Source organism: Paucihalobacter sp. (assembly GCF_036825875.1).
In the GTDB taxonomy this organism is placed as follows: Bacteria; Bacteroidota; Bacteroidia; order Flavobacteriales; family Flavobacteriaceae; genus Paucihalobacter.
Genome location: NZ_DAISXK010000003.1, coordinates 1 through 24115 on the forward strand (window position 1 = coordinate 1; position 24115 = coordinate 24115).

The 24115-nt window shown below is 36.6% G+C and carries 18 protein-coding genes; 8 read left to right on the forward strand and 10 right to left on the reverse strand.

Annotated features, from left to right (window positions below; genetic code table 11):
* Positions 1-1349 precede the first annotated feature (1349 nt).
* From V7Z48_RS01500 to V7Z48_RS01515, 4 genes are all read right to left on the reverse strand, one after another.
* Complete coding sequence (locus V7Z48_RS01500) at positions 1350-2390, reverse strand: Fic family protein (protein WP_334111617.1); 1041 nt, start codon at positions 2388-2390, stop codon at positions 1350-1352.
* A gap of 160 nt (positions 2391-2550) precedes the next feature.
* A complete protein-coding gene (locus tag V7Z48_RS01505) occupies positions 2551-2718 on the reverse strand; it encodes a hypothetical protein (RefSeq protein ID WP_334111618.1) in 168 nt (55 codons plus the stop codon).
* Between the two features lie 116 nt (positions 2719-2834).
* A complete protein-coding gene (gene dinB / locus V7Z48_RS01510; RefSeq protein ID WP_334111619.1) occupies positions 2835-4052 on the reverse strand; it encodes a DNA polymerase IV in 1218 nt (405 codons plus the stop codon).
* Entirely contained in the window at positions 4049-7021 is a 2973-nt protein-coding gene (locus tag V7Z48_RS01515) for a DNA polymerase III subunit alpha (RefSeq protein WP_334111620.1), read from the reverse strand. Before V7Z48_RS01515 ends, dinB begins: the two co-directional genes overlap by 4 nt.
* 453 nt (positions 7022-7474) lie before the next feature.
* On the opposite strand from V7Z48_RS01515, the gene V7Z48_RS01520 reads away from it, so the two are divergent.
* Together V7Z48_RS01520 and V7Z48_RS01525 are read left to right on the forward strand one after the other, a co-directional pair.
* Positions 7475-8251 (forward strand): XRE family transcriptional regulator, encoded by a 777-nt coding sequence (locus V7Z48_RS01520; protein ID WP_334111621.1) that lies wholly within the window; start codon positions 7475-7477, stop codon positions 8249-8251.
* 31 nt (positions 8252-8282) lie between these two features.
* Positions 8283-8804 carry an ORF6N domain-containing protein gene (locus V7Z48_RS01525; RefSeq protein WP_334111622.1) on the forward strand — a complete coding sequence of 174 codons (522 nt, stop codon included), beginning with the start codon at positions 8283-8285 and terminating at the stop codon, positions 8802-8804.
* 51 nt (positions 8805-8855) lie between these two features.
* Here V7Z48_RS01525 and V7Z48_RS01530 read toward each other — a convergent pair whose 3' ends face one another.
* The 4 genes from V7Z48_RS01530 to V7Z48_RS01545 are packed head-to-tail and all read right to left on the reverse strand — an operon-like array spanning position 8856 to position 12036.
* The gene (locus tag V7Z48_RS01530; protein WP_334111623.1) at positions 8856-9305 is read right to left on the reverse strand and encodes a DoxX family membrane protein; all 450 of its coding nucleotides are present in this window, start codon (positions 9303-9305) and stop codon (positions 8856-8858) included.
* Between the two features lie 3 nt (positions 9306-9308).
* Positions 9309-9932 (reverse strand): HmuY family protein, encoded by a 624-nt coding sequence (locus V7Z48_RS01535; protein WP_334111624.1) that lies wholly within the window; start codon positions 9930-9932, stop codon positions 9309-9311.
* A gap of 19 nt (positions 9933-9951) precedes the next feature.
* A complete protein-coding gene (locus V7Z48_RS01540) occupies positions 9952-11622 on the reverse strand; it encodes a TonB-dependent receptor plug domain-containing protein (protein ID WP_334111625.1) in 1671 nt (556 codons plus the stop codon).
* 6 nt (positions 11623-11628) lie between these two features.
* Positions 11629-12036: a Plug domain-containing protein gene (locus V7Z48_RS01545; protein WP_334111626.1), complete on the reverse strand. Its 408-nt coding sequence runs from the start codon at positions 12034-12036 to the stop codon at positions 11629-11631.
* A gap of 92 nt (positions 12037-12128) precedes the next feature.
* Between V7Z48_RS01545 and V7Z48_RS01550 the strand changes: the two genes are divergently transcribed.
* From V7Z48_RS01550 to V7Z48_RS01560, 3 genes are all read left to right on the forward strand, one after another.
* Positions 12129-13037 carry a DUF6607 family protein gene (locus tag V7Z48_RS01550; RefSeq protein WP_334111627.1) on the forward strand — a complete coding sequence of 303 codons (909 nt, stop codon included), beginning with the start codon at positions 12129-12131 and terminating at the stop codon, positions 13035-13037.
* A gap of 75 nt (positions 13038-13112) precedes the next feature.
* Positions 13113-15029, forward strand: coding sequence for a fumarate reductase/succinate dehydrogenase flavoprotein subunit (locus tag V7Z48_RS01555; RefSeq protein ID WP_334111628.1), 1917 nt, complete (start codon positions 13113-13115; stop codon positions 15027-15029).
* A gap of 7 nt (positions 15030-15036) precedes the next feature.
* Positions 15037-15768, forward strand: coding sequence for a succinate dehydrogenase/fumarate reductase iron-sulfur subunit (locus V7Z48_RS01560; protein ID WP_334111629.1), 732 nt, complete (start codon positions 15037-15039; stop codon positions 15766-15768).
* A 104-nt stretch (positions 15769-15872) separates the two neighbouring features.
* Here the strand turns inward: V7Z48_RS01560 and V7Z48_RS01565 are convergent, their stop codons facing one another.
* The gene (locus tag V7Z48_RS01565) at positions 15873-16112 is read right to left on the reverse strand and encodes a hypothetical protein (RefSeq protein WP_334111630.1); all 240 of its coding nucleotides are present in this window, start codon (positions 16110-16112) and stop codon (positions 15873-15875) included.
* 566 nt (positions 16113-16678) lie between these two features.
* Here V7Z48_RS01565 and V7Z48_RS01570 point away from each other — a divergent pair.
* Complete coding sequence (locus V7Z48_RS01570; protein ID WP_334111631.1) at positions 16679-17791, forward strand: MraY family glycosyltransferase; 1113 nt, start codon at positions 16679-16681, stop codon at positions 17789-17791.
* Positions 17792-18016: 225 nt separating this feature from the next.
* On the opposite strand, the gene V7Z48_RS01575 is transcribed toward V7Z48_RS01570, so the two are convergent.
* A complete protein-coding gene (locus V7Z48_RS01575) occupies positions 18017-19720 on the reverse strand; it encodes a carbamoyltransferase family protein (RefSeq protein WP_334111632.1) in 1704 nt (567 codons plus the stop codon).
* 728 nt (positions 19721-20448) lie between these two features.
* On the opposite strand from V7Z48_RS01575, the gene V7Z48_RS01580 reads away from it, so the two are divergent.
* Positions 20449-22440, forward strand: a complete 1992-nt coding sequence (locus tag V7Z48_RS01580) for a right-handed parallel beta-helix repeat-containing protein (RefSeq protein WP_334111633.1) — start codon at positions 20449-20451, stop codon at positions 22438-22440.
* Positions 22441-23104: 664 nt separating this feature from the next.
* Positions 23105-24115 carry a UDP-N-acetylglucosamine 4,6-dehydratase (inverting) gene (gene pseB / locus V7Z48_RS01585; RefSeq protein ID WP_334111634.1) on the forward strand — a complete coding sequence of 337 codons (1011 nt, stop codon included), beginning with the start codon at positions 23105-23107 and terminating at the stop codon, positions 24113-24115.

Genomic DNA, 24115 nt, shown 5'->3' on the forward strand with positions numbered 1-24115 from the left:
CCGAAAAATAAAAACACATAACCAACAACCAAATTCCTTTGTGGTGAGTTGTAAAATTTTAAAAGTCTTTTCATAATCTAATTTACCAATGAGTTTAGTCCGCAAATTGCCGCTGAAAAGGCTATAACCTGTAATGGTTTTAATGCCAAAAGTAGGTTAATATAATAAATATTTTTCTTTGTTTTTGGATTCTAAATAGTTTATTACAAAAATAATAGCCGACCTAATAATATATTTGTAAGTTAAGTTTACTTCAAAGTTTCTCAGTCTAGAACTCTCTCAGGGTTTCATCCCGAAGCCTGGGGACTGAGAGAGTTCATTTACACCAAAGAATGAATTTTAAACTCCTAAATCTAAGTTATTAGCCAAAAACTAGGTTATCTATTAAGCCTTTCGTTGCCGCTCAAGGGACACTTCCTGATTGAGAATTTTAAAACTCGCAACTTAATAAGACCTCACAGGTTATTGATCCAGAAACTTCGGGACTGTGAGGTCTGAATCAAAAAACTACGAGTACTTTTAGTCGAAATAGAAATCGTTACAAACCCTGAAAGGGTTAATCACTCAATGATGCCTATTAGCCAACAGCCGCGGCGGTTCACTATTAAACGGATTCCAACGGCTAATGGTTTTGGCTTCCATGTCGGCAACAGAAATTACGGCATTAAAAATAGAGTTAAGTTGTATAGAGTAATTAGTTAATCAATTGAATATTGTGACATTTGTTCTTTTCATACCATTTAATCCAGTTCTCTCTATCACTAAGATACACGCCATAAGGATAGGTATTACCATAATTCCACATACTTTCAAAAGAAACATGTGAATATTGGGATATAAATTTTAGTGCATCCATTAGAGATTCTTTTCTCTTTTCAAACAATTTCGAGGCATCCTCCAAATTTTCGACTCCTTTAAAAAATTCATCTTTGTCGAATTCCTTAAAATGGTTATCGACGAATTGAATGTTTTTTAAAAAAACAACTTTAAATTCTTTACTTTCTAAACATTTTCCGCTCGTTGTGACAGATTTACACGAAAAACACAAAAAAACTATTAATAAAAAATGACAGTAATTATTCATATTAGATGATTTCTAAACCCCACTAAAATTCACTTACAATCTATAAAATTTTTCCGAAAAAAGGTTACTATTTCTTTTTCTCAATTTGGGTAATTTCTTTACGAAAAAAAGATTAGTTTTCGTAATGTATTAATGTGAGTTCATCCGCATTCTTGAAACCAACATCAGAATAATTAATAGGAAATCTAGATATAGGTTGCTGCTATAATAACATTATCAAGAATTTTGATGTTGTAAACTTTACTTGTTTTTATGATTTTAGATGTTATTTAATCGTGTAACTCACACTGCGCCCGCTTCCTTGTTTTTCGATTAATCCTTTTTGGAGCAATACCGACAAAATACGTTTTACAGTTGGCGAAGGTATCGCCAGTTTTTCTGAAATTTCCCCTGACTGAATGTTTGGACGGTTTTGAATAATCGTAAAAATTAATTTTTCTTTGGGCGAGAGTTGCGCTTCTAAACCACTTTTTTGCAATTTTGTTATTAGTTGCGCTTGGATATTTGATAAGCAACTCAAAAAGAAATGCACCCAAACGGTTATATCTTCATTGGGGCGTTGTGACTGACAACTTCTAAGCACCTGATAATATTCATTTTTTCGGCTTTCGATTTCGTGTTCAAAACTCACGTATTGTATCCATTTGTATCCGTTTTTGAGTAGCAAAAGGTTTGAAATCAATCGACTTAATCTACCATTTCCATCTTGAAAAGGGTGCACACTCAAAAAATCATAAACAAGCGATGCCACTTTGATTAATGGATGAACTTCTGTTTCAAAATCATACCAGTTCATCAACTGCCTTATAGCTTCTTCGGTAGCAAATCCTGCTTCAGTAGTTTTAAAAATGATTTGTTTTGTACCATCAGGAAATGAAGCTTCAACAGCGTTGCTATGTAGCTTGTAACTGCCCTTATACCAATGATCTTTGGCACTATATTTCATCAAACTATTGTGTAAACTTTTGATATGGTTTTCTGTAATTTTGATGTTTTCGTAAGATTCCGAAATCAAATCCATCACCTCGAAATAACCGACTACTTCCTGCGAATCTCTGTTGGTAAGTTTATTAATATCAATTTTTTGAAGTAATGCTTCCACTTCTTCATCGCTCATTTTATTACCTTCAATGCGGTTTGAAGCTCCTACGCTTCGCATGGTAGCAATACTTTTTAACTCTTTGAGACTTTGTCCTTCTTTGCGTTCAATAGCCGTCCAATTGGCATCAAAACGGTCTATTTCACTGATTAAGTTAATCAGTTTCCAATCAATATTCAGTCTGAAATTATATACTCCGTTGTCCACTTTGATACGATTTGATACGCAAATATACGATTATGATTTGAAAACACAAACACAAAATGATACGTTTTGATACGTTTATATTTGATGATAATACGAAAAATATATTATGCTAGTAGTGAAGTTATCGTATTGTTGAATCTTTATGCTGCGTTATCAAAACTTATTCCCATTCACCTCTAAGTTCTTTTTGTATGTTTAAAGCATTCCTTTTTAAGTTGATTTTTCCAACATATTTATGCTCGTCAACACCATTAGACTTTAACTCTTTTGATAAATTCTCAAGTAATTTAATGATGCTCTTTTTTGTAGCACCTTGTTTTATTGTCATTACCTTAGCATTCTGTTTGTGTATTACAAAGGTAAGTTAATGATTTTATTGTTTTAGTATTTTAAATTTCCTCAAAATTAATTAGGCGGTAGATTGATTCTTAATAGTTAACACACTCACTGATGCCTGTTAGCCAACAGCGGCGGCGGTTCACCATTAAACGGATTCCATCTGCTAATCGTTTTTGCTTCCATACCGGCAGCGCAAATAACAGCACGGTCGCCATAACGCTCGCGTAATTTATCGATGGATTGGATGAGATTCAAGTGTTTTTGATTGTCTTCAAACAAATTAATTTGTTGTCCACCTTCTACCAAATGACTAAATTTTACGCCTATCAACCGTACCAGCAAACGCCTATTGTAGAGTTTATAAAACAAGTCTAAAACAGCCGGAATTAGGTTGTGATCCATGGCCGTGTAGGCAACGTGTTTCTGCTGGGTATAGGTTTGAAAGTCTGAATACCGTATTTTAAACGTTACACAAGCCGTGAGCTTGTTGCCACGCCGCAGTTGGTAGGCCAAATTTTCGGTCATGGCAATAATCATCCCTTTTAACTTATTCACATCTGTCGTGTCTTTTCCAAAAGTGCGCTCGGTAGAAATACTCTTGCGTTCCTGGTATTGCACCACGGGACTGTTATCTATGCCATTGGCCTTTTTCCAAATGGTGAGTCCGTTACTGCCCAAAACTTTATGCATTAATTCCATGGGCATTTCTTGTACGGTTTGAATGCGTTTTACACCCAAATCGCACAGCGTTTTATAGGTAACATTACCTACCATAGGTATTTTTTTAACTGATAGTGGTGCCAAAAAGGGTTTTTCGGTGCCTTTTATAATATTGATTTCGTTATTGGGTTTGGCTTCTCCGGTGGCAATTTTTGATACGGTTTTGTTAATAGACAGTCCAAACGAAATGGGTATTCCGGTTTCTTTGATGATGCGTTGCCGCAATTCTGAAGCCAGTTTATGGCAACCAAAAAACTTATCCATTCCGGTAAGGTCGATATAAAACTCATCGATGGAGGTTTTTTCGTAAAGTGGCACACTGTCTTTAATGACTTCGGTAACATCGTTCGAAAATTTTGAGTAAATCCCCGAGTTACCACGTAACACAATGGCTTCGGGACAGAGCTGCTTCGCCATACGCATCGGCATGGCCGAGTGTACACCAAATTTGCGGGCTTCGTAGCTGCAGGATGCCACTACGCCTCTATCACTAGTGCCGCCAATAAGCACTGGTTTGCCAATAAGGCGACTGTCGAGTAAGCGTTCGCAAGACACAAAAAAAGTGTCTAAATCCATGTGAACTATGGCGCGTTCGTTGCTCATACCGCTATGGGTTTGGGGTTGGCATATCGCGGATCTTCCATTACAGCTAGGCGTTCCATTTTAGAAACTTCTATGGTAATACAATCAAATTCTTCTTTTACCACGCCGGTAATGCGGTACACGCCTTTACCTCTAAACGGATATTTGGCAGCCACCGGCGGAAAATGCACTGTGTCTATAAAATAGCCATCGGCATCTAAAAAAGTACCGAAAAACATAGGTTTTCTACTAGATGTTTTGGTGGGTTTGGCCGTTACCAAATAACCGTCAATAACGACCATTTCTTCTAATAAAGTCTCTAAATGTTTAGCTCTTAATTTACTAATCAGTCCGCCGGCCAATAATTTAAACGGATTGGAAAGCGGATAGCCCAATAATTCTATTTGGTCAAAAGCATTTTCTTGCGCGGTGCTGGGCAATTCGGGTGTGCTGTAATTAACGCGTGGCGTTTTAAACAGACTTAAATTGGGGTTGCTTAAATTGGCAGCTCCTCCTTTTAGATGGGCTTCCCAAAGTAGTTCCCGTTTGTTAGTACCAGTAAATCTAAACGCATTGATTTTAATGAGAATGCTGATTTGTTCTATGGAAATGGGAACGCGCTCGGTAAAATCGTCTAAGCTCTTAAATAACCCATTTTGGTCGCGTTCTTTAAGAATCATACGCATGGTTTTAGACTCCAAATGTTGTAAAAACATCAACCCTATATAAATGGTTTTATCTTTAATAACAGTTTCGATACGGCTGTTGTTGATGCAAGGTGCTTGAATGTTGCCGCCGTGCATGCGCGCTTCGTGTACGTAAAGTTCGGTGCTGTAAAATCCGCCAAAATTATTGATGCAAGCCACCATATATTCCAACGGATAGTAAGCCTTTAAAAATAAGCTTTGATAACTCTCAACTGCATACGACGCCGAATGGCCCTTGGCAAAAGCGTAGCCTGCAAAACTTTCTATTTGTCGCCAAATCTCAGCGGTGAGCTCTTCAGATTTACCATCGTTATGGCAATTGGTAAAAAACTGTTGTTTCACTTTTAAAAATTCTTCTCTGGAACGAAATTTCCCCGACATACCTCTGCGCAGCATATCGGCTTCACCTAAGGTAAGTCCGCCAAAATGATGCGCCACTTTAATCACATCTTCCTGATACACCATCACGCCAAAGGTTTCGGGCATAATGCTTAGTAAGACCGGATGCGCCTCTTTGCGACGCTCGGGATAGCGGTAGCGCAAAATGTACTCGCGCATCATACCACTTTGCGAGACGCCGGGTCTAATCACCGAACTGGCGGCCACCAATCCTAAATAATTATCTACCTGAAGTTTTTTGAGCAACATACGCATGGCAGGGGATTCTACATAAAAACAACCAATGGCTTTGGCATTTTTAAGCAAATATTTAATGCGTTTATCTTGCTTAAAACGCTTGATATCGTGAATGTCTAAGGACGCGTTTTCGGGATGATTTTCAGCAATAATTTGGGTGGCATCTTTAATTTTTCCCAAGCCACGCTGACTCAAAATATCGAATTTATGGAGTCCGATATCTTCGGCCACCACCATATCAAACTGGGTAGTAGCAAAACCTTTAGGCGGCATAAATGTGGCTGTATAGGTGTGAATGGGCTGTTCTGAAATTAAAATCCCGCCGGCGTGGATACCCAGATAATTCGGAAAACCCTGAATGTATTCGCTGTAAGTAAGCACCAATTTTGAAAGCTTGTCTAACTGATTAAGATTAAACTTTCCGGTGGTAAGCACATCAATTTCAGCCTTTGGCAATCCAAAAACTTTACCCAATTCGCGCACCGCAGCCTTGAATTTAAAGGTGTTGTAAACCGCAATAAGCGCGGTGTGTTTAAAACGCTTAAAGATGAATTGGGTAATATCGTCGCGATCGGTCCAGGAGAAATCAATATCGAAATCGGGCGGATTGGTGCGAAACAGGTTGATAAATCGTTCAAAATACAAATCCAATTCCACCGGATCTACATCGGTAATACGCAGTAAATACGCCACAATACTGTTGGCACCACTACCGCGACCCACATAAAAATAGCCTTTGCTGCGGGCGTATTTTAAAATACGCCAATTGATTAAAAAATAAGACACAAAGCCCTTTTCTTTAATGATGGAAAGTTCTTTTTCTATACGATCAAACACACGCTTGCCCGGTTTTTTGTAACGGTAATACAAACCGGCGTAGGTAAGTTTTTTTAGCAATCTAAAATCTAAATCAACATTACGCGTATAGCTCTGCTGATTGTTGGAAGTGGTTTTAGAAAAATCAAAACTTTGTTTACAGCGCGCCAGCAAGGTGTTGGTGTTGCTGATAAGCTCAGGGAATTCGGCATAGCGTGCACAAAGGTCGTGATACGGCAACATGGTGTGGCTTTCTAAACCTTGCTCGGCGTTTGGAAGTTTACTCAATAAGGTGTTGTTATCGATAGCGCGGAGCAATCGGTGTGTATTAAAATCTTTTTTATGCTGAAACGATACGGTTTGTAGCACCACTAGTTTAGACCTTAAGCCATTCCATTTAGAAAATTTCAACCGGTTTAAATCTTCTGGCGCAATGCCTAAAAATTCGTTAGGTTTTAAGTTGAAATCTTTGCCCTTTTGATAAGGATACACCACAAAGCAATCGGGCAAATCGATGGTTGGCCTTGGCGGAATATTCACTTCCGCTTCGTATAAAAAGGAGGATAAATAAGTATTAATGGCTTTAAATCCTTCGTTATTTTTAGCAATCAAAATAAATTCTTGTGTGGCTTTGTTTCTAAAATCGACCCCCAATACCGGTTTTACTTCGTACTTTTTAGAAAGCCGCAACACTTCCATACAAGCCGAAGTGTTGTTAATGTCAGTCAAAGCAAGGGTTTGCACCCCATTTTTAGATGCAATAGCCAGCAGTTGCTCGGGCTGAATGGTGCCGTAGCGCAAGCTGTAGTAGGTATGGCAATTGAGGTACATAGCAGTTATTTTTTAGTACATGACAACAGTTGATTTAATAGATTTTTCAAGATTTTTTGCCCTATCCCTAAAGGGTAAAATCATGAAAAATCAGTTTTGTTATCTACCGTTGTGATTTTTATACAAATTTAGCTACATATTGTAGTGATTATTGCTTACTTTTGTAGCAAATAATGTTAAAGTTAGTCTATTTGATCTTTTGTGATTTGGATGGTAGTAAAAAACTGTGTTCTGAGGTTGTCGTCACTTCGAGTGATTTTTATGAAGTACAACGGAATAAAAATTGTATCGAGAAGCAGCATCTACATGGCTTCTCGATACAATTCCTCGTTCCTCGGAATCACTCGCCTGCCCGTCGGCAGACAGGAAGTGACGTGGGTTTACAACGAAATTTCAAAAGACAACAGGTCCATAACATTACCATTAATCAACTAAAAACTATACTTATAAGCCATGAAACCCATACAAGCCAATATCAAACATTTACGCAGTCTTAAAGGTTTTTCGCAAGAACGATTTGCCGACGAGCTGGGCTGGACGCGTTCTATGATAGGTTCTTACGAAGAAGGCCGATCAGAACCCCCTATAGACAGATTGGTGGAGTTATCTAACTACTTCAATATTCCCATCGATATTTTGGTAAAAAACGATTTGCGCTTGGCCAAAGACACCTCGTTTATAAGTGTGGGCAACAAGCGGGTGTTGTTTCCTATAACGGTGAACGAGCAAAACGAGGATTTGATTGAAATTATTCCTGCGCAAGCCTCGGCCGGTTATTTATCGGGTTACGACGATCCTGAGTATATCGAGCAATTACAAAAAATAAAACTACCTTTTTTACCTACCGGTACGCACCGCGCGTTTCCTATTAAAGGCGACTCGATGCTGCCGGTAAAAGATGGTGCTTTTGTGGTAGCCAAATTTGTAGAAGACTTTAAAAGCGTTAAAAACGGTCGCACCTATATTGTGCTGACCAAAAACGACGGACTGGTCTATAAACGCATTTATAATCAAATTGACAAAAACAATACTTTATTATTGAGCAGCGACAATAAAGCATACCAAGCTTATGAAATTCCTATTGAAAACGTATTCGAACTTTGGGAATTTACCTGTTGCATCAATACCCAAGAGTACAAAGAAGATGAGCTCAAACTGAGCAGTATTTTAAGTATGTTTAATGAGTTGAAGGTGGAATTGGAGGCGTTTAAGTTGAAGGTGAATGTTTAGTTAGATCAAAAATTAATATTAAACCATCTATATGAGTAAAGAGTTATCCATCCCCGATGAAATTATCGCCAATAAAATATTTTTGGTTAGAAATAAAAAGGTCATGTTAGATAGTGATTTAGCAGATTTATATCAAGTAGAAACCAAACGTCTTAATGAGCAAGTAAAAAGAAATATCAATCGTTTTCCTGAAGACTTTATGTTCCAATTAACAAAAGAAGAATGGGCAAACTTGAAGTCGCAAAATGCGACCTCAAGTTGGGGCGGACGACGAAGTGAACCATTTATGTTTACAGAATATGGTGTTTTAATGCTATCCAGCGTGTTAAACAGCGAAAGAGCCATCGCAGTAAACATAAGAATCATAAGAGTTTTCACCAAAATAAGAGAAATGCTCAGCGACAATCTTTCTCTCAAATTAGAAATCGAAGCCATAAAACAAAAACTAACCAACCACAGCAAGAACATTGAATTGGTGTTTAATTATCTAGATGAACTAATTGATAAAAAGGAAAATCCCACACCAAGGCCTCAAATTGGGTATAAAAAATAGACCTCACAGATTAAAATCCATGAGGTCTTAACAGTTTAAAAAATATTCCCGCTACAGCGGTTTAATCCACAACAAATGTTTCCATTGATTGCGTTCTTTTAAAACCAGTACTATATTTACCAGAAACAGGGCACCGGTTTGCAGTAGTTCGGGTACATCATTGGGTTCTAAAAACACATGGAACAGAAAAATATGAAGCGTAATTGGTAGTAACAGCAAAGCGCCAACAAAGCCTGTTCCTTGTAAAATAAGTAATAGCCCAAATAATAATTCGCAAATACCTAAAACTTCCCAAAAATAACCGGTTTGCTTGGCACCGCTGATGTATAATATTTTTTGAAGCGTTTCTACTTGATCGGGTGAGGTAAATTGTTGTGCTTTTTCAACCACCTCAACCGGTGTTGGCATGGGTTTGGAGAATTTTTGAATGCCGCCGTATATCATAAATCCGCCTAAAAACAGCCTTAAGGCAATAAATGCTATTGATACTATTTTCCCCATGTCTTAAAAAATTGTGATGTCTTGATTAGGCTGATACACGTAGTTAAATGTATAGTAACGACCTTCATCAACCATAGCGTTTGGATTTTCAGGGGCATCTTTATAATAACTTAAAATTTCAACTTTAGCATAGCGTCCATCATGAGTTCTAAACACCAGAATTTTACCGGCTATCGGCGTTACCAAAAATAATTGCTGATTGTACAAATACCAGCCGTTACCACTTCCTGCCGGTATTGCGTAGCCATTGGCAGAATCAGAAACCAACAAATCTGTATCTACTTCGGTAACCGATGCCATAGTGCCGTTGGCAATATACGCAGCGGCATTACCGGTTCTTTCGGGTTCGTCGTTGGTGCCTAAAGACTGGCCACCGTTTACAATAATAGTGGTGCCTCTAAAAGCAATATCCCAATCGGTCTCACTGGTAGTTATAGCACCGGTTTCAAAACTAAATTTTGTAAACGCCCCGGAGATTGGCTGACCTTGTCCACCACTCTGTGGCGCATGTAAATTGAGTACGGTTTCTGTTTGTACTTCTAAAAGCACATTGTTATCGTCATCGTTACTACAAGACATAATGCTGATTAAAAAAATTGAAAGAAATAAAAATTTAATGGTTTTCATAAGATTAGTAATTAAAGGTTTATAATTGAAAATTTAACGTTACATAAATAATTCTTCCGGGCACATTCGGAATGTTCGGTGCATCGGTAAAATTGAAAAGGTTATCAGCACCAATCCCCAGTTTATAATTGTTAAACAGCGTTTTATTAAATGCAAGATTGACCACGGCATTACCTTCAACAAAAGTGTCGAAGTTATCTAAATAGCCATTCCCGTTAGAATCGAACAGACCGAATTTACTGCGATACACCACTCTCAAATTGGTTGACAATTTCCATTGTGGTAAGTTGTAAAACACCTTGAAATTTGCCATGTGTCTGGAACGATTCAGCAATCCGAAATAATCGTTTTCAAAGAGTTGGAATGCGGGTGACGTCGGACTTTGCCTGGCAAATACCTCGCCATTTCTAAAGGCTGCTTCAGCTTCTTTGTCTTTGGCATACAACAGTTGATAACCACCGCTTATCGAGAGCTCATTATTAGGTTTCCATGAGGCATTGAATTCCAGACCTTGCGTATAGACTTCAGAAATATTGAAATAGCTAAAGACATTTTGTCCGTTGGTTTTATTGGCAATGATTTGTGTATCGATTAAATTGTTAATGTTATTTCTAAAAGCATTCACCTTCAACTTTATAAATGAAGAAAGATCATAATCAAATCCCAGATTAAAACTCACCGAACTTTCAGGTTTCAATTCAGAATCAAACTGAGATACCGGAACCAATATATTAGTAATTTGACCTTGATTTTGAAGATTGGCAATCGCTTCCTCCACGACGTTGTAACCAAGAACAGTATAGCCAACGGTGGTGTTATTAAAATCAAAATACAACTGCCTGAAATCGGGCGCTTTAAAGCCATAACCCACTGAGCCTTTTATCGCCAATTTATTGTTTACTTCGTATCTGAGGGCGGCCTTCGGACTTAATTGCGATTGGTATTCGTTGTGGCTGTCGTATCTGGCGCCTACAATTAAATTTAGTTGATCATTCAAATGAGCATCCCATTGCGCATAAATGTACGGCGCATTAAAAACCGGCGTGGTTGAAAAATTCGTGCGGTCTAAAGTTTCGTGTGTAAGACCGATGCCACCAATAAATTCATTGTTATCATTTAATTTAAAAGTGCTTCGGGCTTCGGGTCTTATCATTAACTGATTAAAAAAATTATCGCTAAATCTGTTGCCGGTGTCATCATCTAAAAACTCGTTTGTTTTATAGCGCGTGGTGTAAAATTCAAAAGTGGACTGCCATTTGGAGCTGAATTCGTGATTAAATAGTAACAGTCCGTTCCATTCATTAATATCACTTTCACCTCTAAGCGCTTCAGACGCCACAAAGTCCTGATTTTGGGTAAAATATCGCAAAGACACTTTGGCATTGGTTTTATCGGAAAGCTCATACCCTATTTTGGCACTTAAAGTGTAGTTTTCAAAAGGTTCTACGGTATTAATTGCCGGATTAGTTCCCAAATTATAACCATCGCTTGAGAATCGGTTTAAAAATCCGCCTACACTTAATTTCTCTTTTTTATGGCTCAAACTTGTGGATAAGTCTGATGTATTAAAACTGCTTTGCCTATAATTTACTTCGGCATCTAATCCTTCCTTAGGCGTTTCAGTAATAATATTAACCACACCGCCAAGGGCTTCGCTGCCATATAAACTGGACGATGCCCCTTTAACCACTTCAATTTACTGGATGTTACCAACAGTGATTCGATTCAGGTCTAAAGTTCCTGCAAGGCGCCCAATAAGTGGTACGCCGTCGATTAAAATTAAGGTGTATTGCGAATCTAATCCTTGAAGTTGAATGCCCTCGCCGCCCCCAAAATCAGGAACCGTGATTAAGCCGGTTTGTTCAGCCAAGACATTAGATAGTCTAACAGAATTAATATTCTGAATTTGTTTTTTTGTAATGATTTGGGCCGGTAAAGGCAAAGACGACAACTGCCTTAAGGTGCGTGTACCCGTTATAAGAACTTCGGAAAGCGACTCTACTTCAAGTGAATCCTTTTCTCTACTCTCTGTTTGCTGTGCCAACGATCTTCCGATGAAAAAAATGAAAAAAATAAGTGTTAAATTATTTTTATTTAGACTCATTCCATTTAAATTTGCCGCAAATATATATTATTTTAATTTATTCTAAATAATAATAACTCTTGAAAAATTTGTTAAACTTTTAATCTTAAACTATGAAAAAGCTCAGCTTATTGACCTTGGCATTTATATGCAACCTATTGTTATTAAATGCGCAATCTAAAAAATCACAAGACATTACAGCCATTAAAAATATGTGTGGCTGCTATGAAGTCAACTTCGATTTTGCCGAAACTTTTAATTACACCAACGGTACGTCTTATGTACCTTCAGCAGTAAAACACGACAAAGGATTAGAATGGGTTGAACTTGTCGAAGACTCAAATAACAAGTTAGTATTACAACATTTATTAATTGTTGGTCCACCAACAAAACAGTCGGTTATCAAGCACTGGAGACAAGACTGGATGTTTGAAAATACCGATTTTTACATGTTTCATGCCGATAATAAATGGCAATTTACTACTAAGAACCCAAAAGAAGTAAAAGGTCAATGGACGCAAAAGGTATTTCAGGTAGATGATAGTCCGCGTTACGAAGGCTCCGCCACTTGGGTTCATGTAGATGGGAAAAGTTATTGGGAAAACACTACCGATGCGCCACTTCCCAGACGAGAATATACCAAAAGAAACGATTACAATGTTACCGTAAGAACCAACCGTCATGAAATTACCCCGTTTGGTTGGGTACACGACCAGGACAATCTAAAAGTAGTTAGAAATGATAACGGTGAAGATTTTACGCTGGCTAAAGAAAAGGGATTCAACACTTACACCAAAGTTGATGATGCCAAATGCAAAGCCGCTCTACAATATTGGGAAGAGAACCAAGACAAGTGGGCGAAAGTAAGAACTAAATGGGACGATGTTTTTAGCAAAAAAACCGACTTGGTATTACTACCTGAAGTAGATGGGAATCCGCTTCACAGACATTTGTTTAAGGAAGATTTTGAACCTACAAATCAAGCTATTAATGATATTATTGAAGCTTTCGTAGCCAAGTAACCCTTTAAGATTTTTATTTTAGTTAACCTGACCAAACTCATTGCCCAAAAGTTATTTTTTTTATAACTTTTGGGCATGTTAAATTCCAGAATTCCCGATGGTCCGTTAGCAGACAAATGGACCAACTATAAAAATAAGGCCAAACTCATTAATCCGGCCAATCGCCGGCGCTATAAGATTATTGTGGTGGGTACCGGTTTGGCGGGCGCTTCATCGGCAGCCAGTTTGGCTGAACTCGGTTTTAATGTAGAGGTGTTTACTTTTCACGACTCGGCACGACGCGCCCATTCAGTGGCTGCGCAAGGTGGCGTTAATGCCGCCAAAGATTATCAAAACGACGGCGATAGCGTTTGGCGTATGTTTTACGACACCCTAAAAGGTGGCGATTTCAGAGCACGCGAAGCCAATGTGTACCGCTTGGCTGAATGCAGCATGCAACTTATAGACCAAGCTGTTGCTCAAGGTGTGCCTTTTGCTAGAGAATACAGTGGCTACTTGAGCAATCGCTCTTTTGGTGGGGTACAAGTTAGTAGGACGTTTTACGCCCGCGGACAAACAGGCCAGCAACTACTTTTGGGCGCTTATCAGGCCTTGATGCGGCAGAATACCCAGGACAATCTAACCTTACACACGCGGCATGAAATGCTCGACCTAATTACTGTTGATAATAAAGCAAAAGGTGTTACAGTGCGAAACTTAGATACCGGAGAAATCACTTCGCATGCTTGCGATGCGCTTATTATCGCTTCAGGTGGTTACGGTAAAATATATTATTTAAGCACGCTCGCTATGAATTGTAATGCTACCGCTATTTGGCGTGCTCATGTTAAAGGTGCTTTTATGGCGGCGCCTAGCTGGACCCAATTTCACCCAACATCTTTACCACAATTAGGAGACCATCAAAGTAAACTCACTTTGATGAGCGAATCTTTGCGAAACGACGGTCGTATTTGGGTGCCCAAAGCTCCTAACGATACGCGCAATCCCAATGACATTCCTGAAGTTGAGCGCGACTACTACTTAGAACGCCGTTATCCAGCTTTCGGAAATTTGGCTCCCAGAGACATTTCATCTCGTGCCGCTAAAGAACGCATTGATGCCGGCTGCGGTGTTGGGCCCATGAAAAATGCGGTTTATTTAGATTTTAAACATGCTATCGAAAGGCATGGAAAAGAAGTGATCAAGCAGCGCTACGACAATTTGTTTAATATGTATCAAAAAATCACAGGCATGGATGCCTACCAACAACCAATGATGATTGCACCGGCAGCACATTTTAATATGGGTGGCTTGTGGGTTGATTACAGATTGATGAGTAATTTACATGGATTGTTTGTATTAGGCGAAGCCAATTTCTCAGATCATGGTGCCAACCGATTAGGAGCTAACAGCCTGCTTCAAGCCTGCGTTGATGGTTATTTTGTTGCGCCGAGAACTGTGATGGATTTTCTAGCTGAAGAAACGCCTGAAGCTCTAAATCCTTCGGAAGTTTGGAAACAAGCAGCAGCAACATCAAAAAAAGACCTGAGTAAAAAGTTGAATAATTTACTCAATATCCGAGGAACAACCACAGCAGAAGAATTTCATAAGCAACTTGGACAAATTCTATATATAAAATGTGGTTTGTCGCGAAATGCTAAACAAATGAACGAAGCTAAAACCGCTATTTTAGACCTTCAGCAGAAATTTTACAAAGATTTATTAGTTCCTGGCACCGAAAAAGAAATCAATTTCGAACTAGAAAAAGCACAACGAGTAGCCGATTATTTGGAAATGGCGCTGTTGATTGTGGAAGACGCCATGCAGCGTGAAGAATCTTGTGGCGCTCATTTTAGAGAAGAATTTCAAACCTTAGATGGCGAAGCACAACGCAACGATGACGATTTTTGCTATGTGAGTACCTGGGAATATTTAGGAAGTAACCAATACCAATTGCATAAAGAACAATTAGAATTTGAGTTTGTTGAGTTACAAACCAGAAGTTATAAATAGAAATAACATGAAACTAACACTCCATATATGGCGTCAAGAAAGTAATAGCGACAAAGGAGCATTTGAAATCCATCAGTTAGACGACCTGTCGCCCGACATGTCTGTTCCTGAAATGCTGGACCACCTCAACATTAAAATTATTAAATCGGGCGGTGATCCCATTGCTTTTGAAAGTGACTGCCGTGAAGGTATTTGCGGACAGTGTGGTTTTGTAATTAACGGTCATATTCACAGTCCGGAAAGTCACACCACAACCTGTCAAACCCATTTACGCAGTTTTAAAGATGGAGAAACACTGTACATTGAACCCTTTCGAGCCAAAGCCTTTCCCATTAAAAAAGATTTGATGATAGACCGATCATCCTTAGATCGCATTATAGAAAGCGGCGGCTATATTGGCGTGAATACAGGTCAAGCACCCGAAGCCAATAGCACACTTATCAATCATGAGCTAGCTGAACATGCCTTTGATGCTGCCGCTTGTATTGGATGCGGCGCTTGTGTTGCTACCTGTAAAAATGCCAGTGCTATGCTGTTTACTTCGGCTAAGGTAAACCACTTATCGATGCTGCCACAAGGTGTGCCAGAAAGGTCTCAACGGGTTAAAAATATGATTTCACAAATGGATAAAGAAGGTTTTGGCTCTTGTACTTTTACAGGCGCTTGCGAAGTTGTTTGTCCGCAAGGCATTTCAATAATAAATATTACCAAGACAAATAGACGTTGGTTGTGGAGTTGATCATAATTTATTTTAATGAATACAATTTTAGCAGAGAATACTTAAAACGCAAACACTTAAGTTGCTACCTCTAAGATAACAGTCCGTGGGCGATATATCGTTTTTTAAGATTCTATTTTATTGTGTGTTCCATTCTTTTTCCGGTTGTATTGTTTTGGTTTTTGAAATTGAATGGGTTGATCGTTGTTTAATTCTTCTTTAAAATGAACGATTTTATTTTCAACATCCTTTTTTTGATGTTTTTTAAACTTGCGTTTATCTATTGAAGTCGTTACATAGGCAAAAATATAAACTGCGAGAAAGAGTAAAATAATTCCTGTTATAATATAAACACCGTTTTTCATAAAATTATAAGAAACCTTTTTATTAAAATTAAATAAAACCAGCTATTTTTTAAAATAAAAAAGGTAAAATACTTAAATCGAAGACCAACGATTCGTATTTTATTAAATTGAAATTAAATTTAAATTTTAAGTTCTCCGATTTACATACTGAAATACAAATTATCAGTTAGATCTTGATATAATCAGAATTTAGTATTTATATAAGCTTGAAAGTATAACTAAAAATTTCAAGCATCATGCTTTCATGATGTTTTTGCGTTATTAACATTCAACTAATAAAGTTTATTTCACTGCTCATCACCACAACATTTGAGAATTTCACTTGTATAGTTGACGCCTTTCAGGGAGATCAACACCCATTTTTTATGCATTTGAACTATTTATTAGCGCACTTTAACTAATATACTGCTATTCAGCTATTCTGTATGTGTTTTTTGCTCGCTTTAACGATTTATTGTGAAATAATCTAGGTAACTTGTTAGGTGTTTAAAATTAGTTATTTGTCATTTTTTTTCACAAAAAATTCGGGATATTTTGAAGATAGAATTACTTAAATTGCAGCAATCATGTTTGAAAATATTTATTTAACATCAATACTTATTCTAGCGGGTTCATATATTTCCGTTAGAATTTTAATACCAAAAATAAGTTGGGTTGTTCAAAGCAGAAATTTGGCTGATGCTCCAGATAAAAGGAGTTCGCACAAAGTTACAACTCCAACGATGGCGGGTTTTGCATTCTTTTTGGTTCTTATTTTTGGTTTGGCTTTTTTGGATAAGTGGGATACCGATGCAGTAGCGACCAATTTGATAGCGGCTGTTGCCTTGATGTTTGCAATCGGACTCAAAGACGATTTAGTATTATCTACACCTAAAGCTAAAATTTTAGCTGAGCTAATAGCAATTTCCTTTATAGTTTTCTGTAGCTGTTTTGAATCATTCTCACTAGACGGATTCTTTGGAATCAATGTTATGCCTTCTGTATTAAATTACGTAGTTATAACAGTAATAATGTTAACCATAATAAATTCATATAATTTAATTGACGGTATTGATGGCTTGGCCTCAACAGTTGGAATAATGATTTTTGCCTTGTTTGGCATTATATTCTTTCTCGCTGGAGAATATTTTTATTTCCTTTTATGTTTATGTTTAAAAGGTATTTTACTTGCTTATTTACCATTCAATTTATCTTCATCCAAAAAAATATTTATGGGTGACACGGGCTCATTAATTATTGGTTTTTGTATTGGTTTTTTATCAATAAAATTCTTGTCGATGGATAATTTGAGCCTGGCGGAATATTCATTTCAATCGCAAAATAAGTTAGTTGTAATCGGGGCTATTTTCTTTGTCCCTTTATTTGATACACTACGGGTAATGGGAGTGAGAATATTGAATAAAAAAAGTCCATTTTTCCCAGATAATAGTCACATACACCACATTTTAATAAATTCGGGGCTGACTCATTTCAAGGCTAGTTTTTTCCTGTGCTTTTTACATTTAATCATATCCGTTACTCTTATTTATCTTTCATTTAGTTTAAATAGTTTTCAAATGATAATTGTATTTTCCCTTCTCTTTTTAGCATTGCTTGGCTTGTTCCATAAGTTAAACTCGAATGTAGAAAGGAAAAATAACTTTATGTATTTAATTAGAACGATTCAGTTTCTGTTTTAATTTGAATCTAAACAGATATAATAACATTATATTTATGTTATTATTTTCATATTCTATATTCCTATTAAATTTTAAATAAGCAGCATAAACTGAGCTATGTTATGGTTGGAATATGAAAGCTAAGGTTATTTCTCTGAAAAGATCTCAGTATATTAAGTAGTCATGACGAGAGCCTTACTTACAAAAATAACACTAGGTCTATTTCTCAATTTATTTTCTATTTTGCTACTTGTCTTTGGTAAGCACAAAATTACCTATCACTAGTGCATCTAATCCTGTAGAAAAAAAGCAACGTATGGCATCAATTGGTGACTCAACTACCGGCTCACCTTGGATATTGAAACTTGTATTTAGAACTACTGGTACACCAGTTTTATCCCCAAGTTTTTTAATCAAATCATAATATCTCGGATTTGATTCTCTGCGGACTGTTTGCAAACGTGCACTTCCATCCACATGGGTAACCGCAGCAATAATGGCTTGCTTATCCTTTAAAACATTACAAACTTTTAGCATAAATGGGGCTTCAACTTCTAAATCGAAATAATCGTTTTTTACTTCAAAAATTGTAGAAGGCGCAAAAGGACGATAAGCCTCCCGAAATTTTACTTCAGAATTAATCTTCTTTTGCATGTCAGGAAATGTAGGATGAGCTAAAATGCTTCTATTGCCTAGAGCTCTTGGTCCAATCTCCATTTTTCCTTGAAACCAACCAATTATATTACCTTGCTCCAGCAATAGAGATGCTTGTTCTGATATATCTTCAAAATACTTGTAATTTAATTTTGCGGCTTTTAATACCCTTTCTATTTCCTCGTTTGTATAAGCGGTGCCTAGATAAGGGTCTAAATGGATAAATTTTCTAGGGTTTTTGAAGATGCCGTTATACAAGTAATAAGCAGCGCCAATGGCGGTACCATTATCGCCAGCTGCAGGCATAACATAGAGGTCTTTAAATTTACTTTCTCGCACGATCCTACCATTCATTACGCTATTTAGAGAAACTCCACCAGAAATAACGAGATAATCTAATTTTGTTTTGTTGTGTAATATATCGCAAATTTCCAGAACTCTATCTTCCAAAACCTCTTGAAAAGCTGCCGCCATATCCATGTGCCTTTGCAAAAATTCCTCTCCGGGCTTTCTGCGTTTTCCGAACTTTTTGTAAAATTTTGGCGAAAGTCGCTCCAGACTTAAATTCTGAAAATTAAAATAACTAAGATCAAAGTGTAGTTGCCCATTTTTATCTACCCAAACCATTTTGGCTATATCCTCTTTATAAACTTTTGGGTCTCCTAATGGGGCTAAACCCATTGTTTTACCCTCATCGTAATAAGGCTTAAAACCACAATAATAAGTAACAGCCACGTAAAACGACCCTAATGAATAAGGGAAAAAACTCTCTCCCAACACCTCAACCCTATTATCTCTACCATGACCTAACCAAGTTGTAGCCCATTCACCCGAGCCATCAATACCCAATAAAGCAGCCTCCTTATATGGTGAAACAAAAAATGATCCAGGAGCGTGACAATTGTGATGCGGAATAAAATGAACTTTGGGTCCGGTTTTTTTTGAAATCCAATGCTTTTTATACCAATTCCAAAAACTTCTCTGCTTTTTTATTCCATGCACAACTTCGTTACTTAAAAAAGCCTTAAGTTTTCTTAGGTTAAAAATGCGAAATATCCAGTAAAATAATTTCTTTGAGGAATTATGCAACGGTTTAATAGATACTGCAATATGGTCAATGTCATTATAATTTAATTGAGCAATTTTAAGACACCTGTCAATAGCATTTTCTGGAAATTGTGTAGTATGCTTGTCTCTATTTAGACGCTCTTCCTCTATAGCAGCAATTAATTTACCATTCACCACAATACATGCTGTTGAGTCATGGTAATAATAATTGAGTCCTAAAATAATCATCAAAAAAAATAGCTGACTTATTGTTGAGGAGCGAATATATGAATTTTTAAAAATGTATTCTAATGCACTAAATTATATTACGAATACAGTGGTATTTAATTAATAAGTTTTAAGTAAAAAAATAAACTGTAAACGAAATATTGGATGAGACTAAATATTACAGAGACTAGTCTAATTTATAACTATTTATGTAATAGCAAGACATATTTGAAAGTTAACCACTTCAAACGGCTTGGGAGATTGTATTTATGGCTAATTAGTCAACGTAGAATTGATTGCTCGTTTCCAATAGTTTGAAAAATTTTAACCTGACAAGAGATCTTTACTTTTGCGAATGATCCTATATATTAGTTGAAGCGCATTAAAGTATCTTAGAATCAAACAATTAATATCAGAAAAAATTTGAATCTATAAAGAAATATACCAAATAGGACATGATAAAAGGCGTGTAGTAGCTCCTTTTAAATTGAATTTTGGCAAAGGAGTCCTTACAAATTGGATGAACGAATTCTTTTTTGATTCCAAATGGAACAATAACCCTGCAAATCGACGATGCGTTAAAAACGACGTGTAAATACGTAATTTCCTACATTAAAAGCTTAATAATCGAATAAGTGCAAAAAACACCGACAAAACACATACGGTTAAACGATATTAACATTTTATTAACATAGTCTGCAGATTGGTCTTGTAACTTTATAGTACCCAAATCATAATTTACTTGACCTATGAAAACATTTGTCACCATGCTTCTTGCTATAATATTTGCAATTTCTACATTTTTTTCGTGTTACACAGAAAGTTTAAATGATAGCATTGAGGACAGTTTAATTGAAAATATAGATGATGAAGGTACTGTTAATGAGCAATTCAACGTTAAAATTATTCAAAGTGATTTTGACTGGAACAATATACCTGATAGTTATTCAAATAGTATTTGGGAAATTAGTAATAATTATGAGCTTGAAGGATTATCTATCCTATTACCTAAAAATGTTACCCTAAAATTTACTGGGGGTAGCCTTAATAACTATGCTTCTATTTTAGGAGAAAACACCAAAATTGATGCAGGTTTAGTTGGAAGTTTTGATGGTTCAGGTGTTTTTGAAGGAACATGGAATTTAGAAAAAGTATATCCAGAATGGTTTGGTGCCGTCGGGGATGGCAGTAATTATGATGCTGATGCATTCATTAGCGCAGTTAATTTTTTGATGGTAATGGGTGGTGGTAATTTGATTCTTACCACAGGTAAAGACTACGTAATAGATAAAGAAATTCTACTATATAGTAATATCAGTGTACTTGGAAATAGTGCTAATATTTCGGTGGCCCAAACTACTTATGATGTCAGTCCGAATCGTTTCTTTGCAATATTTACAACCGTTCACCTAGATAAAAGACCCCACAGCGCACCTGCTGCCAGCTTTGCAACCGGTATTATACAGTTTAGTAATATACATATTAAGGATATCACATTTAAACTTAATAGAGACGGAACTACTATGGCTCTCGGTTGGATGCTGTCTTCAGATTTTAATGCGATTAGGTTTGTAGATACAGAAAATAGCACAGTTGAAAATTGCCACTTTATTGATAAACAAACATCAGATATTTGGACGCTATTAGCAGTTGTAACTTTTGAAAAATCAAACAACTGCAAAGCTATAAACAATACTTTTAACAGATGTACAGCAATTGCCATTAGTGAAGGTACAGCCAATATTATAGATGGAAATGTAATGAACAATAGTCCAGGAACACAAATTGAAGTTTTTCTTGGAACCCATCATCAAGTAATTAACAACACAACAAATGAACAGTGGTATGCAGTAAGCACAATCGGTTCAAGTGCAAAATATTCTTTAGTAAGTAACAACACCATTAATGAATCATCGTTATCAGCTATTACCATGGGACATAAAAATGAAGTTGTTGGAACGGATTATGGAGCGGATTATTCTATAGTTGAAAACAATTATATTACAGGAGGAGTTGTTGGAACACACACCGGAAGGGTTGGAATATTTTTGCAGAACGGTAAAGGGATTAAAGTCATTAATAATACAATTCGAAATCTATTCAAGGGCGCAACACACGAAAATCAAGATGCTGCGATACTCATTTCTGGGGCCAGAACTGTAAGTGAACAAGTTTGGCACGATGATTTAATTGTTGAGGGGAATACAATAGCATCCGTAACAACTGCCATTCAGTTAAGAGATATCATAAATGCAAATATTTCAAATAATATTATTGACAATGTATATGTTGGAATATATGGGGAGTCTAATGCTGCAAACTCGCCTAATTCAAAGCTAATTCTTGACAACAATCAAATCACCGATTCCAACATCGCATTCTTGTTAAATGGCCCAGACAATGTATTAACAAATAACGAAATCACTAGAGTAGATCAATTTGGCAATCTGCATTATGGTCATTACGTATTTAATAGTAATATTATAAAAGAGTGTTTAATAGGGCCAAATTCACTTCATCCATTAAGTTTTACAATGCGGGACAATTATTTTTACAATTCGATTCCTCTAGGAACATTGGAAGAGGGCAGTATGGTTACGATGAGAGCGCCTAATATGGCTGTGAATAATTTGATTATTGAAGGGAATATAATAGATTCCCCAAATTCTATAAGACCAACAACTTGGGTTCTTAGAGCATTTGAACTGCAAGGATTTGCGGGTTCTCAATATTTTAACTAGAATTAAATCAATGCAACTAAAAAGTTATTAAACGACTCAATTGAACGGACATCTTTAAAACTGCATATATCTATTCTTTCAATTGGGCCTCCTAAATACTTAATTTAATTAAAAATACTATCATACGACTGTTGTATATCTGGCTCGTATTGCTTCCAGTTTATAACCATTTCCCGCGGCTCTTATTTAAGTTATAGATAAAGAAATAATTAACATCTTTTAGAAACAAAATTTTCACTTTCAAGTGCTAGATTTCTCCTTTAATTGTGGAGACGAAAGTAATTAACTTATAAATAAGTTATTGCTGAAACAATCAATTAGAACAAACTCCTAAATTACCCATACAGTAACCCTACAGAAATGTAATTTTTTTTAGTTTTTAAGGACTAGAACAAAAATCATTCATTCCAAAAGCATATTTAGCTGTTGAAGAGTAAATTTTATCTATACCACAATTTTAAGTATGTATTTTGACAGACTTTTGTACTACTTATCTAAAAAAGCAACTACAATGCTGAATGTATGTTAATTGTAGTGGCCATATGTCAATGACTTATCGGTATATTAATTAGATTTGTAGATAACATCGTTCTCGCACTGCTATTTGTCAATAGATTAAACGAATTTGAAACGAATATTTTAATGTCGAAATTAAAACACCACCATGCTTAACAATAAGTCAATATTAATTACTGGAGGCACTGGTTCTCTTGGAAAAGCATTAACTGCCCATATCTTAAAACATTGGCCGGAAGTAAAACGCCTGGTTATCTTCTCGAGAGATGAGCAAAAGCAGTACCAAATGGCACAAGACTATCCTATGTCAAAATACCCGCAAATGCGGTATTTTATTGGAGATGTAAGGGATAGAGAAAGGCTTGTTAGAGCTTTCTCAGGAATAGATTATGTTATTCATGCTGCCGCCATGAAACATGTGCATATTGCTGAATATAATCCAGATGAATGTGTTAAAACCAATGTAGGAGGTGCAGAAAACGTTATTCAGGCTGCCTTACAAACCAAAGTAGAGCATGTTGTGGCGTTATCAACTGACAAGGCATGTGCTCCAATTAATTTATATGGAGCCACAAAATTAACCTCAGATAAATTGTTTGTGGCCGCTAATAACATCAGAGGCCATCATAATATTAAATTTTCTGTTGTAAGATATGGAAACGTTATGGGCTCAAATGGTTCTGTAATTCCATTTTTTATAAAAAAGAGATCTGAGGGCGTGCTTCCTATTACAGTAAATGAAATGACCCGTTTTAACATCTCGTTACAAGGTGGCGTAGATATGGTATTACATGCTTTAAAAACAGCTTGGGGAGGCGAAATATTTGTTCCAAAAATTTCATCGTATAGAATTACAGATGTAGCAGAAGCCATTGGGCCAAATTGTGAGCACAAAGAGGTAGGCATTAGACCCGGTGAAAAAATTCATGAAGAGATGATTAGTTCTTCCGATTCGTTCTTTACCTACGATATTGATAAATACTTTGTAATAGTTCCTCAAACACCTATTTGGAATATTGCTGACTTTGTTAAAACCTTTAATGCGAAACTAGTTCCACAGGGGTTTGCATATAATTCTGGAACCAATGAAGAATGGGAGACTGTCAGTTCCCTGAGACAATTGATAAAAGAGCATGTAGATTCTAATTTTGAAGCTTAA